We start from the raw sequence: 16893 nt of genomic DNA, 5'->3' as shown, positions 1-16893 counted from the left end.
ATCTGTGTATGAAAATCATGATGATTTATATAATACCAAATATAACTATAAAATAGCCCAATCTATTGGTTCTTTTGTGCTAAAATGAGTCCAAAAAAATAGTTCCGTAGCCCAGCTATGCAACGGTTTTTTTTGTAAATTTTTTCTAAAAAATAACTTCGCATCTTTGGACTATTTTATAAAAATATTTGGTATTGTTTTTTTTGTGTGGAAGGTTTGGTAGGAGTGGGGTGTTTGTTTTGAAAATGGTGTTGTGCTGCGTGAGGGATAGCAGTGGAAATCCTTTTTTGGCCCTTTTTTTGGGGCCAAAAAAGATTGAAACGAATAGCCCGACCCGAAGTTTTTACGGAGGGGCACGCCCAAATTATGGAGATTTTGCTTATTTAAGATGTTTTTTTTAAAATTGAAAATAAATAAATGGTTGTGGTCCAGAGGATGATGTGGCATATACGACCCAAAAGGCCAAGGCAAGGACGAGGGCTTTTAAAACGATGGGCATTTTGTTGAAAACCCATTGGTTGGCGTTGGTAATTTTGGTGGGTAAAAAGTGCCAAACGTAGCCCAAAAACAGGACTAAAAACACATTTTGGTAGCCCATGATGATGGTTTGCCACTGTTGTATATTGAACGTAAGGTTGCTGATATTTTGTAGGATATCGAAGGCTAGGGAAAAGTCTTTGGCTCTAAAAAATATCCAACAAAAAGCTACAAAGTGAAAGGTAAGTAGTAAAGAAATACTGGAACCCATGATTTTGAAAAAGGTAAGTTTTTTAGTATTAGACGAAGGAAAAATTTCTGAAAATATTTTGTGTACTGCCAAGCCTATGCCGTGTAGTGCACCCCACAAAATGAAACGGAAACTAGGGCCGTGCCATAAGCCGCCGAGGAGCATGGTGGTTAGTAAATTGACGTTGGTATAAAGTGTTTTTTTCTTGTCTTTTGCTAAAATGACCGTGGACAAAAACAGTAGTAATGCTGCTAGGGCTGTCCATAAAGGGAGGGCGTTTATGGGATAATAATAATAGCCAAATGCAATACAACCGACAAAAAATAAGGTAGGAAATAAAAATCCTCCTACAGAACCTTGTCTGTTACCGCCAATGGAAATATATAGGTAATCTCTTAGCCATGTGGAGAGGGAGATGTGCCAACGCCGCCAAAATTCGGTTAGTGATGTAGATTGATATGGGGTTTTGAAATTAGTTGATAATTGAAAACCCATGAGGAGGGCTATGCCAATGGCCATGTCTGAATAGCCAGAAAAATCGCAATAAATTTGAATGGTATAGCCATAAGCGGCCATTAGATTTTCGAAGGCGGTATAGGATTTTGGAGCATCAAAAACCCTATCGACAAAGTTGAGTGCAATGTAATCTGATATGAAGGTTTTTTTGATAAGTCCGCCAATGATTAAAAATAATGCACGGTTTACATCGTTGCGAGAAAGATGCAATTTGCTATATATTTGTGGGATAAACTCTGAAGCTCTCACAATTGGCCCTGCTACTAATTGTGGAAAAAAAGACACAAAAAACATGTAGTCTAAAATGTTTTTTGTAGGTTTTAGCTCTTTTCGATAAATGTCGATGATATAACTCATTGATTGGAAAGTATAGAAAGATATTCCTACAGGAAGTATGATGTTTTGCATCATAAATTGTTGGCCAGAAACTTCATTGAGGTTTTGGATAATGAAATTGGTGTACTTGAAATAACCTAAAAAGCATAAATTTAGTACAATACTTAATATAAGATAAAATTTTCTGTATCCTTCCAATACTTCTTCATATAAAAGTTTGGCAATATTGTAATCTACAACTCCAGAAACAAGAAGCAAAGCAAAATAGATGCCGCTGGATTTATAATAAAAAAATAATGAAAATAAGAAGACATATAAATTTCTGTAAAAATGAGTTTTGGGTTTTATCGCTACTACATATAGTGGATAAAAAATTAAAAACATACCTAAAAAAAGGGGGGTGTTGAATAAAATAGGAGATTTAGGATTGTAGGTTACCCAATTGTTGATGGTTTCTGGGGTTATAGTACCAATGTTTTTAATCATCCAGTTGTTGATGTCTGAAAAGGTCATTATTTTTTCTTGTTGGGGTTATTTTGATAATCTTCAAATGATTGGAGTAGGGCTTCAAACAACATTTTGCCTTGAATTTCGTAGCCTAACTTGGTATAGTGAACCCTATCGGGAGCCATCCATCCTTTTCGGGCATTTATTGAAACTCCTTGCATGCCTCTGAGTTGTGTGTAAGCATCCCAAATGGCATATCTATTTTCGGCTGCAAAAGTAATTAATTTTTCGGTGTAATCTGCAATATAGGTGTTGGGTAATTTTCTGTAAAGTAATGATGGTGGTGGCGTTGTGAGTAGAATGGCCGTATCTGGATACCATAATTTTATATTATTGATAAAACGAAACACTTGTTGCATATAGGATTCTGAACTCATTCTATCAAAAGATTCATTGGTACCAAGTGATACAATAATTAAATCTGGATTTAATGCTTTGAGTTGATTAAAAAATAGGGGGTATTTATTATAATCGGCATATTTTGCTCCATTGACACCAATATTATGATACAAAATGCCGGGATTATTGTTTTCTAAAACCAAGCCACTTAATATTTTTTCGGGATTGTCGTTTTGGGCTACAATAGCAATTTTAGATAATAAATTTTCTGATTTATAATAAAAATATTGATTTGAATTATAAGATTTTTCTGGTATGTATGAAGTTGTATAGCTTATTTTTGATGTTGTTTCGGTTGTTGGTATTTTGAGTGTTTTTCCAGCTTGTATGTTGTTGGACTTCAAACGATTCAATGCCTTGATTTCGGCCATTGAGCAATGGTAACTTTCAGCAATTGTAGATAAAGCTTCTCCTTTTTTTACTTTGTGTGATATTTTTTTTGGCAATTTTGTTTCAATAGCAGTTTTTTGTTTGTTTAGTGCCAAATCAAAATCATGGTTGTTATTGGGAGAAATGACTTTGATGGTATTAAAAAAATTTTCTGGGTCTTTGACGGTTAATTCAATGTAAGCGTTTTGAGCTTTGGTTTGCAGCGCTATGCCACTCAAACCTACGGCACTTCCGTTGGGTTGTGCTATGTTTTTATGACATTCCCACGTGGCATTGCTCGAAAATCGAACATCCCACGCACCATTTGTTTTGGCTAATTGGTGCGGAAACACAAATCCTCGACCTGCATTTCCAAACCTATTTTGACAATTTTTTCTAATAACGGCCGTCATCAAATCAGCTTGAATATGAGAATCTCCAACATGAACGATGTTCAATTTACCGGTATTGTTTTTTTGTAATAGTATTAATTTTTTCCAAAAAATTTCCAATGCCATTGCATGAATCAATCGATTGTCAGGTAGCTTGATGCTGTCTGTCGAGGGGGTGTCTGTTAGCCCATCAGAGGTGCCAACTAATTGGGCATTGGCCTGAAAAATTGTCCAGAACAAACCCACAATGATACTTATTTTTTTAAACATTAGGGTTGTTGTTCGTTAGGGTTTGACAAAAGACTATCTGGTTGAATAGGAGCTACTTTTGGGGCTGCAGTTTTGCTTGCAGTGGCTTTGTTTTTTCGTAATTGTTTGTATTGTTCATACCCTGTTTGGAGTTGGTTATAAATAATACCAGCTACTTTTTTGGCTCCACGTTGGTTAAAATGGGTATAATCCTTATTGGCCAAAACAGGTATTTCTTCTACCCATTTGGTCATGGAACCATCGCCTCCCATTAGGGTATATAAGTTTACAAAAGCCGCCTGATTGTTTAGTGCATACCGTTTTTGTGCCAAAGTAAGTGGTACTACGGCCGAATCGGTTTTCATTTGTGTTTCGTATTTTGTGGCTTTGTCTGCCGTTGAAATCACTAAAATGGCTGTACCAGGAAAACACTCCTTCAAGCGTTGCACTACTTTTGACATGCTTTTGTTGTACCAACCATAATCGAATGTTCCGTAATTTAATACATTTGTACCATAGTGAAGTACTATTAAGTCGTAATTCAACTTTTGATGAAAAGATTGCATCAAAGCAACATCAAACTTAGAAATGGGGATGCCAGAATTGCCTCTTTGCGAAAAATTATCTACATGTACCCCTTTGCCATCGTCAAAATTGAAGCCATAAATAGGTATGGATTTGGCTTTTTTGAAATCGACTTTTAATGATTTTAATGGGTTTTGAGACAAAACCAAAGTATTTAACAAATGATGTGGTGTTAAGTTTTTGGTAATGGTATCTTTTCCTATTGTGTAAGAAATAATTGCTTGATTGTTTGAGGCATATCCATAAAAAAGGGTTGGGTTGTTAAGCCACGAAATGGGTTTTACAATATTGGTTTTATATTTGACCCAGGCTTTGTGCAAGGTGTCATTGGCAAAAAACACATGACCGTTTACACCAAATGGTTTGGATGGATTTTTGACATTCAAATAGGAAAGTGTTTTCCAATTTGTAGCATATTCGTGCAATACAGACCCCCTTGAGGCGGCCGATTCGCTTGTAATGGCTACAAAACCAACACCATTTCCTCCAAATTGATTTTGATATTGAGCTCTAACATCCTGAACAATCATATCGCCATCTGTCATCGAATCGCCAAAATAAGCTATCCGTACATGGCCTTTTTTGGTGGTTTCTAGTTGGTATAATTTTTCGTAAAAAGGTATTAAATATTGGTACCCTTTATAATTTTCAAAATTTTCTGAAGGAAATGCAATGCCATTGGTTTCAAAAAAATGGATATTTTGTTGGTTTAAAGTATCTTTTGAAATGGTTTTTTGGGCTTTTTTTTCGGCATTAAAGGCTTCTAATAACATGCTGTCTATCAGCACGTTTTGAGTAAGTCCCGTTTTTTCAGAAAAAATTTTTTTTGGCAACACATTTTTCAATCCGATAAAAAAAATGGCGGCTAAAAATACAATTAAAAAAGATTGTATGAAATAAGATTTGGATGGATTCACTTTAAATTTTGTTATATATATATATATAGGTGTATATAGATTTTGTATATGAACAGACCTTAATATTACATTCGTTCTGGAACATCAATACCCAACAATGCAAAAGCATTTGATATGGTTTGAGCTACTTTTTCGGAAATTTGTACTCTAATGGTTTTTTTATAAAGATGCGGTTCGCCTAAAATAGAAACAGTTTGATAAAACGAATTGTACTCTTTGACTAAATCATAAACATAATTAGCAATTAATGCTGGACTATGATGTTGTGCGGCATTTTGAATTATTTCAGGAAAAAGCATGATGTTTTTTATAATTTCTTTTTCTTTTTCGTGGAGCGATTCCAATTGTTGGATTTGAACACCATCAGTATAATCAAAATCAGTTTTTCTTAAAATAGATTGGATTCGAGCAAATGTATATTGAATAAAAGGACCTGTGTTTCCTGCAAAGTCAACCGATTCTGCGGGGTCGAACAAAATACGTTTTTTAGGATCTACTTTTAGAATATAATATTTAAGCGCTCCAAGTCCAATAGTTTTGTAAAGTTGTTGTTTTTCTTGCTCCGAATAACCCTCTAATTTACCCAACTCTTCAGACAATTCTTGAGCAGTTTGGGTCATTTCTGTCATCAAATCATCGGCATCTACCACGGTACCTTCTCGGGATTTCATTTTGCCAGAAGGCAAATCGACCATGCCGTACGAAAGGTGGTATAAATTTTTAGACCAATCAAAGCCTAATTTTTGAAGAATTAAAAACAATACTTTAAAATGATAATCTTGCTCGTTGCCTACGGTATAGACCATACCGCCCACATCAGGACAATCTTTTACACGTTGAATGGCTGTGCCAATGTCTTGTGTCATATATACGGCAGTACCATCGGAGCGACGAACAATTTTTTCGTCCAATCCATCTTCGGTTAAGTTTACCCATACCGAGCCATCTTCTTTTTCATAAAAAAGGCTTTTATCTTTGCCTTTAGCCAATTCATTATCAATAACTTCGTTGCCTAAAAGGTAGGTGTTCGATTCATAATAATAGGAGTCAAAATCGACCCCTAAGTTTTGATATGTTTCAGCAAAACCGTCATACACCCATTGGTTCATGGTTTTCCAAAGCTCGATAACTTCTGGTTTACCAGCTTCCCAGTCTAGTAGCATTTGTTGGGCTTCTATAATAATGGGGGCTGCTTTTTTGGCATCTTCTAATGAAAGCCCTTTTTGAACCAACTCGTCAATTTCAGATTTATAAGCTTGATCAAACGCTACATAATATTTTCCTACTAATTTATCGCCTTTTAAACCAGATGATTGTGGTGTTTCGCCGTTTCCAAACTTTTGCCAAGCCAGCATTGATTTGCAAATATGAATGCCTCGGTCGTTGATGATTTGGGTTTTATACACTTTTTTGCCCGATGCCTTTAAAATTTCGGCAACGGAATAGCCCAAAAGGTTGTTTCGAACATGTCCGAGGTGTAAGGGTTTGTTGGTATTTGGCGAAGAATATTCGACCATGATGGCTTTTTCGGACGAATCGGGTGTTACAAAACCAAATTTTGGGTTGTTTTTGATTTCATTAAAAGCATTCAAATAAAAACTGTTGTCAATTACAAGATTCAAAAAGCCCGATACCACATTATATTGTGCAATTTCGGGTGTGTTTTCTGTTACATACTGTCCTATTTTGTTTCCAATTTCGATTGGATTTCCTTTTATTATTTTTAATAATGGAAAAATTACGATGGTTATATCTCCTTCAAAATCTTTGCGTGTGGCTTGAAATTCGATTTTCTCGACGTTTTGGTCGAAAATTTGTTGGATAGCAAGTTGGATTTTTGGTAAAAGTATGGCTTGAATATTCATTTTAAATGTTTTTGAGAGGTCAAAGATAAAATTTTATTATAAAAAAAGATTAAAAATAAATCATAAATTAAAATTAAAATTTATTCTTACATTTAAAAAAATCGTTTATAATATCGATAAAAAGCTTTATTTTATCGATAAAATACCAATTAAAACAATAAGTTAAAAAATGAATTGTGTTCAAAAAATCATTTAGCGATAAAATATATAATTTTCAATTGTATTTCATCGATAAAAATATACATTTCATCGATTATTTATGAAAAATGTTAGTATCTTTGACTCAACAAAATTAAACATAATAGTCATGAAAACTTTAACAACATTACTAGCACTATTATTAACAATGACCACTTTCTCTCAAAGTATTACTGTTAATACCAACACACATACAGTACCAGAATTAGTTAATAACGTATTGATTAATTCAAATTGTGTTTCAGGATCAAATATCAGCTGGAGTACAGGAACCCAATTTGGTTCAACCAATGGTATTGGATATTTCCAAAATACAAATCCAAACTTTCCTATACAAAGCGGTGTTATTTTGAGCACTGGAAACGTTTTGAATGCAGGAGGGCCAAACAGCAGTTCGTTAAACGATGGCAATGCTTCTTGGACAGGCGATGCTGCCTTGGAGAACACTTTGGCACAATCTAACATAACAATGCACTCTGTAAATGCAAGTGTTTTGGAATTTGATTTTACGCCAATTAGTGCCAATTTTAGCTTCGACTTTGTATTTGCTTCAGAAGAATATGGCAACTTTCAATGTCAATTTTCAGACGCCTTTGCATTTTTATTGACAAATACACTTACTGGCGAAACCACTAACTTGGCAGTAATACCAGGTACCAATTTGCCAATATCTGTTGTAACCATCAGAAATGCAGCTTATAACTCTACTTGCGATTCTGCTAATGCCAATTATTTTGGTAAATACAACGGAGGTGCAGCAGCAGCAGGTTCGGCAATCAACTTTAATGGACAAACCGTATTGATGACAGCAGGAGCCACTTTGATACCAAATACGCCTTATCACATCAAACTTGTAATTGCAGATAGAGGGGATTCGTTATCAGATTCTGCTATATTTTTGTCATCAAATAGTTTTAATATTGGACAAAATGTTTTGGGAGCCAATTTGACAAATGCAACGCAAAATGCCGTTTGTTATGGTACCAATCAAGTGATCAACTCTGGATTGGATCCTCAAATTTATAGCTTTGTTTGGAAAAAAAATGGTGTTGTAATTCCTGGAGCCACAAGCCCAAGCTTGACAGTAACTACACCAGGAACTTACAGCTTGACTTATAACAAAATTGTAATGCCTTGTGATGCCGTAACTGATAGCATTGAAGTTGAATATACACCACAAATTACTTTTCCAAATCCAAAAGATTTAAACAAATGCAATACAGGAGCTGCAAGCTATGATTTTGATTTTAACATCAATACAAGTTACATCATTCCATTAAACAACAATACATTAAGTGCAAGCTATTACAGCAATTTGGCCGATGCACAAAATGGAATTAATGCTTTGAGTACTGTATATGCAAGTGCAGGCAATCAAACCATTTATGTAGCAGTAAAAAGTAGTATTACAGGATGTGTAGCCATCAAATCTTTTCAATTGAAAGTAACTACACCGCCAACAGCTCACCAACCAAACAATTTAGAAAAATGTGAAAGAGAGTTGAACTCGCATGATGCTTATTTTAACATTCATTCGCAAACACCAAGTATTTTGAATGGTTTGCCAGCAGCAGAATATACAGTAACTTATTATACAAGTTTAGAAGCTGCAAATGCAGGAACAGCTCCGATGTACACCACAAATTATTTAGCATCAAATGGCACTACCATCTATGCAAGAATGCAAAATAATACCGATGGAGCATGTTATTCTATTACACATTTTCAAATTATTGTACATACTGTTCCAGTAGCACAAACTTTGCAAAGTATCTTACAATGTGATCCTTATGTGTTGCCAGCATTAAGCTATGGAACTTATTATACAGGCCCAAATGGTACAGGCGATATGTTGCATGCAGGCGATATTTTGACAGAAAGTCAATTGGTTTACATTTATGCAAATAACGGATATTGTGCCACACAATCGCACTTTACAATAACCATTGTTGATTTGAACCACGTTGGTCCAAACTCAGGTACATACTGCGATAATTTTGTGTTGCCATCATCTCAATATGCCAAATATTATACCTTACCAAATGGAGGCGGTACACAATTGTTTGCAGGAAATGTAATAAACACATCACAAACGATCTATTTGTACTACCAATCAACAACAGGAACATTTTGCCACAGAGAAAGAGAAATTCAATTGACAATTGTACCATCGCCAGTAATTACAAACCCATCAAACGTATTTTCTTGTGATGCTTATATGTTGCCAGAACTTGCCGTTGGAACATACTATGCTGGGCCAAATAAAACAGGCGGTATGATCCCTCCATTTACAGTAATTAATTATACACAAGACATTTATATTTATGCTGAAAGTAATACAACGCCAAATTGTACATCTGAAAAACATTTTAAAGTGTATATTGGTTTAGATCAAATGCAAGATGTAAACACTTGTGTACAATATACCTTGCCAGCTTTGCCAATTGGGAATTATTATACAGGAATTGATGGAACAGGCGAACAATTACATGCTGGAGATGCCATTTTTAGTACACAAACCTTGTATGTATATGCTATTTCAAATACAGGATGCTATGACAATGAAGCGTTTACAGTAGATATTGCCTTGCCTATATTATTAGCAACTCCAAATGTTGAAGCGTGTGCCAGCTACACTTTGCCAGAATTAAGTGTTGGGCAATATTATACAGGAACCAATGGATCTGGAGTAGCGCTTCATGCGGGTGATGTAATTACGAGTACAAAAACCATTTATGTATATGTAAACAACAATGACGGATGCCATAACCAAAGATCTTTTGTTGTAACCATTCATCCAAATCCTGTGTTAGATGCCCGTTCTGATATGGATGTGTGTGGTACTTATAAATTAACGCCATTGACAGTTGGAAACTATTATACAGCTCCAAATGGAGGAGGCAGCATTATAGCAGCAGGCACAGTTTTGACATCTACTCAAACGATTTATATGCACGCAGTAAGCTCTTTTGGATGTATATCTGACAATCAATTTACGGTAAACATTTATATTACCAATGCAGATGCTCCTGCAAATGTAACACAATGTGATACTTATACCTTGCCAGCTTTGACTGCAAACAATAAATATTATACTAAAGCAGGCGGACCAAATGGAACAGGAATAGAGTTAATGGCAGGAAGTGCCATTACAAGCACACAAACGGTTTGGGTATATAAACAAAACATTATCCGTCAAGATTTTATGTGTTATGACGAGCATTCATTTGTAGTAACAATAAACCATACACCATACATCAACACCATTCCAAATGTTAATGCTTGTAACTCGTACACATTACCTAACTTAACAGTAGGAAACTATTTTACACAACCAAACGGAACAGGTACTATGCTACATGCTGGCGACATTATTACAACCAATCAAGATTTGTATGTGTTTGCACAAACTAACACAGTTCCAAATTGTTTTGATGAGAAAAGCTTTCATATAGACATTTACAATGTTAGTGAATTGCCAAACAAATATGTGTGCACAGGATATGTATTGCCAAGCATCGAAAAAGGAAAATTTTATACAGGAACCAATGGAACAGGAACATTATTAAATCCAGGTACCATGATTACAAGTACTCAAAAAATCTACATCTTTGGACACTCACCATTAAATCCAAATTGTTCAGATGAAAGCTCTTTTGATGTAATCAAATTGCCAATGCCAGAGATTCATAATGTACCAGAGGCCAACAGAACTATTTGCGACAACGACGGTGCAAATGATGGACAAGCCAGTTTTGACTTAACAAGTTTAAATTCAATAATATTAGGAAATCAAACGGGATCTGAATTTGAATTGACTTATTATGGCAATATGGACGACTTGCTTCATAACACAAATCCACTTTCTACAACTTTACTCCATTCTGTTTTCGTAAAACTAATCAACAATCTTGCCCCCAGATTGCTATGAATATAAACAACTTAAATTGAATGTAAAAAAACTACCAGAACCAAACCCAACGAATGGAGTAATTTGTGTAGATGAATTGACAGGTGCTATCAAAAATCCTTATACTATTATGAGTACTTTGAGCCCTACGCAATACAGCTTTAATTGGACTTTAAACGGAGTATCCGTTGGAAATCAAAGCTTTATAACTGTTTCTGAACCAGGTGTTTATAGTGTTGTTGCCACCGATTTGCAAACAGGATGTATTTCAAAACCTACTCAAGCAATTGTAGAAAAATCTCAAAAAGCACTTGTGGCATATACCATGGGAGAAGCATTTGATGACAGCCAAGACATCACCGTGATTGCAACTGGAAGTGGCGATTATGAATACCAATTGGACAACAGCGAGTTTCAAGATGAGCCTGTATTTCATAACCCAACATTTGGCGACCACATCATTAGTGTTAGAGACAAAAATGGATGCGGTATTACTACAAAAGTTGTAATATTGGCCAATCATCCAAAATATTTTACTCCAAATGCAGATGGTATCAACGATACTTGGAATGTAGTCGGATTGAAAGACCAACCTAACGCAACAGTAGATATTTTTGACAGAACAGGAAAATTTATCATCCAAATAAAAACCAACGGAGAGGGCTGGGATGGTAACTTTAATGGGGCTTTACTACCATCTGATGACTACTGGTTTGTAGCACATTATACAGAAAAAGGAGAAGCCAAAGAATTCAAATCTCATTTTTCAATGAAAAGATAATGGAGGTAACCAATTACCTATAGCAACTATAAAAGTTTTTATAAACATAATTACTTTTATAGTTGCTTTTTTTGTAAGCTATAATTTTATCGCATATTATATATTCACTATAATATTTAAAATATTTTTTTTTCAATACCTAGTTGAAAATTTTAGCATTTTTGCTAGTAATATATAGTATAGTATCGTAATTTTGATATAAACAATAAAACTAATTATGAAAGGTATTTTTTACACTCTAATAGCGTTTTTATTTACATTTGAACTCCATTCACAAAGCATCTCTGTAAGTACAACAACCCATACCATACCCCAGCTCGTAAACAATGTTTTGATTAATTCAAATTGTGTTTCGGCCACAAACATTAGTTCTAAAACAGGTACAAATTTTGGCTCTGTAAATGGTATAGGCTACTTTCAAAATACCAACCCTAACTTTCCCATTCAAAGCGGTGTAATTTTGAGTACTGGAAATGCCTTAAACGCTGTTGGGCCAAATAATATGAGCCTCAATGATGGCAATGCCAGCTGGATTGGCGACACCGATTTGGAAAACACATTGGCTCAATCGGGTATTACCATGCAATCTGCCAATGCCTCGATGCTCGAGTTTGATTTTACGCCCATTGCATCCAATTTTACTTTTGATTTTGTTTTTGCTTCAGAAGAGTATGGCAATTTCCAATGTCAGTTTTCAGATTCGTTTGCATTTTTACTTACCAATACACTCACAGGTGTAACGACTAATTTAGCGGTTGTACCCAATACAAATTTACCCATTTCGGTAGTAACCATTAGAAATAATGCCTTTAATTCTAATTGTGCCTCGGCAAATGCCCAATATTTTGGCAGTTACAATGGTGGAGCAGCAGCTGCCAGTTCGGCAACCAATTTTAATGGGCAAACGGTTTTGATGAATGCTTCGGCCGTGTTAGTTCCCAATACGCCTTATCATATCAAACTTGTTGTTGCCGACCGTTCCGACTCCATGTCTGATTCGGCCATTTTTTTGTCGTCTAATAGTTTTAATTTTGCACAAAATGTTTTAGGCCCAGATATTACGGGCAACAATGCCATTTGTTTTGGAAGTACACACACCATCAACTCGGGATTAAATCCTGCAATTTACAATTTTATTTGGAAAAAAAATGGTGTTGTTTTAAGTGGTCAAACAGGCCCTTCGCTATCGGTTATTGGTCCAGGAACTTACACCCTTACATATAGCCAAATTATTAGCCCTTGCGATGTCAATTCTGATTCTATTGTGGTTGACTTTCTGCCCGAAATCATTACTCCAAATCCCATTAATCTTGGAAAATGCGATGTAGGAACCGGAACCAATAGTTTTAATTTAGCTGCCAACACCTCCGTTGTCAATCCTACAAATAACCCCAATTTTAGTATTTCGTATCACAATACTTTATTGGATGCCAATACCAATGCCAACCCACTTTCTAGCCCATATTCGACTAGTGCTACAAACGAAACCATTTTCATTAGAATTAAAAATAATAACACGGGTTGTTTTACAGTAAAATCTTTCAACCTATTGGTGTCTAGCCCGCCAGTTGCCAATCAACCCAACGATTTAGTCAAATGTGAAAGAACATTGGGTTCCAATGATGCCATTTTTGACTTTAGTGTTCAAAATGCCACCATTTTAGGTACACAATCTGCTACGCTCAATGTCATTTCTTACTACACCTCACAAGCCAATGCCAATTTGGGTATCAATCCAATTGTGGGCGGATTTTTAGGAACAACAGGCACCACTATTTATGCTCGAATCCAAAATTTTTCAGATACTACTTGTTTTGCCACAACCAGTTTTCATTTAATTGTCAAACCAAAACCTAGTGTACCCACACTTCAAAGTGTAGTAGTTTGTTCTGGCTATCCGTTGCCACATTTAACTTCGGGCAATTACTTTACGGGTTCAAATGGAACAGGAACTCCTTTGTTTGAAAATGATTTGATCAATACAATTGGCACAACGACTATTTACATTTATAATAATAATGGTTCGTGCAATTCAGAAACTAGTTTTACGGTTACCATTATAGACATCAATCAAGTTGGACCACAATCTACAACAACATGTGATAGTTATACTCTTCCTTTAGTTCCAAATGTTAAATATTATACTGGACCAAATGCGGGATTGCCTTTGATACCAGCCGGCACGGTTATTACCAGTTCGCAAACCATTTACCTCAATTTTCAATCTACCGTTCCACCCATTTGTCAACAAGAAAGAGCCATTACGATTACCATTAATAACGCACCAGTATTACAAGCTGTATCCAATGTTTTTGAATGTACGAGCTATCAACTACCTCCATTAGCAGTTGGCAATTATTATACACAACCCAATGGCGGTGGCACCATGATTCCCGCTTTGACAACCCTTAATAATTCGCAAACCATTTATGTTTATGCTGCTACAAACACCACACCTCCGTGTACAGACAGCGATTCATTTAAAGTTGGAATTGGGTTAGACCCTATACCAGACGTTAGCCGATGTGTTTCTTATACATTGCCTGCATTAACCTTTGGAAAATATTATACACAATCCAATGGCGGCGGTGTAGAACTGCCCGTAGGTTATGTAGTAACGTATTCTCAAGATATATATGTAAGGGCCACCTCGGCAAGTGGTTGTGCCGACGAAGTTTCTTTTCATGTCGACATCATTTTACCTATTGTTGTAGTGCCACAAACCGTTAGCGAATGTGGGGTTTATAATTTGCCCGAACTTAATGCAGGTAATTATTATACACTGCCAAATGGTGGAGGAGTACAACTCCCATTTAACTATCCTGTTACCAATAGCAGAACGGTATATGTGTATATCAACAACGGACTTGGTTGCCAGCATACTATCCCTGTTGCTATTACTATAAAACCTTTGCCCGTTTTAGACCCAAGGGGCGATGTTTCGGCCTGCAACACTTATACCCTTACACCACTAACCATTGGAAATTATTATACTGAAAGTAATGGAGGTGGCAATTTGATACCTTTTAATACGGTTTTAAACCAATCGCAAACGGTTCATATTTATGCTGTAAACAGTTTTGGATGCCCTGCCTCTAATAGTTTTAATGTTTCCATTACCCATACCGTAGCCGACACAAAACCGAATGTAACACAATGCGACCAATATGTTTTAGAAGCCCTAAATCCAGGAAACCGTTATTTTACACACAGTCAAATGAATGGTCAAAACGGACAAGGTATTGAAAAATTTGAAGGTGATGTAATAGAAACAACCCAAACCATTTATATTTATAAAAAAGACAACATTCGTGAAGATTTTTATTGCGAAGACGAAAAAAGTTTTGTTGTAACCATCAACCACACTCCCGTTATCAATCCAATTGCCGATGTATTTACTTGTGATAAATACATACTCCCCCCACTAGAAGTGGGTAATTATTTTTCTGGACCAAATGGTACAGGACAACCCTATCAGGCATTGGACGAAATAACGGAACCTTTTAAAACGCTGTATGTATATGCCGAAACGGGTACGGTACCCAATTGTACGGCACAAGAATTTTTTAATATTACAGTATATAACGTGTCTGAACTGCCCAATGTAACCAAATGTAGTGCTTATGTGTTGCCAACTGTAGATAGAGGACAATTTTATAACAATCCAAATGCCACAGGACAACCCATAGAACCTGGCACAACCATTACCCAGTCGCAAACATTATATATCATTGCTCAATCGCCTTATGCCCCATTTTGTACAGATGTATATCCGTTTGACATTACCATTGTGCCTGCTCCAATTATCCATGCCATACCTGCTGCAAACAGCACCATTTGCGATAATGATGGCCCCAACGACGGCATTGCTAATTTTGATTTAACTACCCTAAACACGATTATTTTGGGCAACCAAAATCCTGCCCAATTTACTTTGCAATATTTTGCCAACATGGAAGATCTTTTGGCCAATCAAAATAGCTTAACTAATACGACTTTGCCTCATGTTTTTGTTAAATTGTCTAGCACACTTACTCCTAATTGTACGTTGATACAACAAATAGACTTGTTTGTAAAAAAACGACCAGAACCTGAATTAAAAAATGGCACTATTTGTATAGATAATCAAACAGGAGCGGTAACCTCGGGTTATACCATTTTGAGTGGTTTAGACCCTAGTTTGCACACCTTTCAATGGTTTTTGGGTACTGCACCAATAAGTACAAACAGTTTTATAACGGTAACCCAACCAGGCACTTACAATTTGATAGCTACCAATGTGCAAACGGGCTGCGTTTCTGCACTTACTCCTGTTCAAGTCATTGTTTCTCAACCTGCATGGGTAACTTATACCACAAGCGATGCTTTTTCGGAAAACCAAACCATAACTATAACTGCTACTGGCACAGGCACAAACGATAATTATGAATACCAATTGGACAATGCAGCCTTTCAATCGAGTCCTACTTTTTATAATGTATCTTTTGGATTGCATTACGTAACCGTCAAAGATAAAAATGGTTGCAGCAACAGCACCATAGAAGTTATTGTTGCGGATTATCCACGGTTTTTTACACCTAATGGTGATGGAATCAACGATACTTGGAACATCAACAACCTAAACGATCAACCCGATGCTTATATTAATATTTATGACAAATATGGTAAATTTTTAATCGAAATTAAACCAAGCGGTTCTGGTTGGGATGGCAATATTAATGGGCGTTTGGCCCCCGCAGACGATTTTTGGTTTGCCGTTTTTTATAAGGAAAACAACACCAACAAGGTTTATCAATCGCATTTTGCAATTAAAAGATAGGGTTGAAAGAATTTTGAAATTGAAAGAATGAAGAATTAAAAAAAAATTTAAATTGAAAAATTACACAAAATTTAGAAATTTAAAGTTGAAATGATTTTTGATTGAAAGATTTTAGAGCAATAAAAATGGGAATAAACCTTTGTCGAATTGGATTAATTTGGCAAAGGTTTTTTTTTGGAGGTTGAGGTGTATTATTTATCAATACATTTTGGCTTTCAAAACTTTATTATATCCTCAAGGGTGGGGCGTTAATTTTGAAAGAAAATAATAATACCAAATATACACATAAAATAGCCCAATCTATTGGTTCTTTTTTGCTAAAA

7 protein-coding genes are annotated in these 16893 nt (G+C 35.6%); 3 read left to right on the top strand and 4 right to left on the bottom strand.

Annotated features, from left to right (window positions below; all coding sequences use genetic code 11):
* Positions 1-397 precede the first annotated feature (397 nt).
* From B0A58_RS08120 to argS, 4 genes are all read right to left on the bottom strand, one after another.
* Complete coding sequence (locus tag B0A58_RS08120; RefSeq protein WP_089080647.1) at positions 398-2092, bottom strand: MBOAT family O-acyltransferase; 1695 nt, start codon at positions 2090-2092, stop codon at positions 398-400.
* On the bottom strand, positions 2092-3516 hold the full coding sequence (locus B0A58_RS08115; RefSeq protein WP_089080646.1) for a LysM peptidoglycan-binding domain-containing protein: 1425 nt from the start codon (positions 3514-3516) through the stop codon (positions 2092-2094). Before B0A58_RS08115 ends, B0A58_RS08120 begins: the two co-directional genes overlap by 1 nt.
* The gene (locus B0A58_RS08110) at positions 3516-4997 is read right to left on the bottom strand and encodes an SGNH/GDSL hydrolase family protein (protein ID WP_089080645.1); all 1482 of its coding nucleotides are present in this window, start codon (positions 4995-4997) and stop codon (positions 3516-3518) included. The genes B0A58_RS08115 and B0A58_RS08110 overlap by 1 nt, the downstream gene beginning before the upstream one ends.
* 65 nt (positions 4998-5062) lie before the next feature.
* Complete coding sequence (argS, locus tag B0A58_RS08105; protein ID WP_089080644.1) at positions 5063-6862, bottom strand: arginine--tRNA ligase; 1800 nt, start codon at positions 6860-6862, stop codon at positions 5063-5065.
* Positions 6863-7169: 307 nt separating this feature from the next.
* Between argS and B0A58_RS08100 the strand changes: the two genes are divergently transcribed.
* The 3 genes from B0A58_RS08100 to B0A58_RS08090 all read left to right on the top strand — a co-directional run bounded on the left by B0A58_RS08100 (position 7170) and on the right by B0A58_RS08090 (position 16570).
* Positions 7170-10991: a choice-of-anchor L domain-containing protein gene (locus tag B0A58_RS08100; protein ID WP_089080643.1), complete on the top strand. Its 3822-nt coding sequence runs from the start codon at positions 7170-7172 to the stop codon at positions 10989-10991.
* A 16-nt stretch (positions 10992-11007) separates the two neighbouring features.
* Positions 11008-11751, top strand: a complete 744-nt coding sequence (locus tag B0A58_RS08095) for a T9SS type B sorting domain-containing protein (protein ID WP_133063094.1) — start codon at positions 11008-11010, stop codon at positions 11749-11751.
* A gap of 217 nt (positions 11752-11968) precedes the next feature.
* Complete coding sequence (locus B0A58_RS08090) at positions 11969-16570, top strand: T9SS type B sorting domain-containing protein (protein WP_089080641.1); 4602 nt, start codon at positions 11969-11971, stop codon at positions 16568-16570.
* The last annotated feature ends 323 nt before the right edge of the window (positions 16571-16893 follow it).

Origin of the sequence: Flavobacterium branchiophilum NBRC 15030 = ATCC 35035, from assembly GCF_002217205.1 — a bacterium.
In the GTDB taxonomy this organism is placed as follows: Bacteria; Bacteroidota; Bacteroidia; order Flavobacteriales; family Flavobacteriaceae; genus Flavobacterium; species Flavobacterium branchiophilum.
The sequence above is the reverse complement of the archived record's forward strand: the minus strand, read 5'-3'. Positions and strand labels throughout refer to the sequence as shown.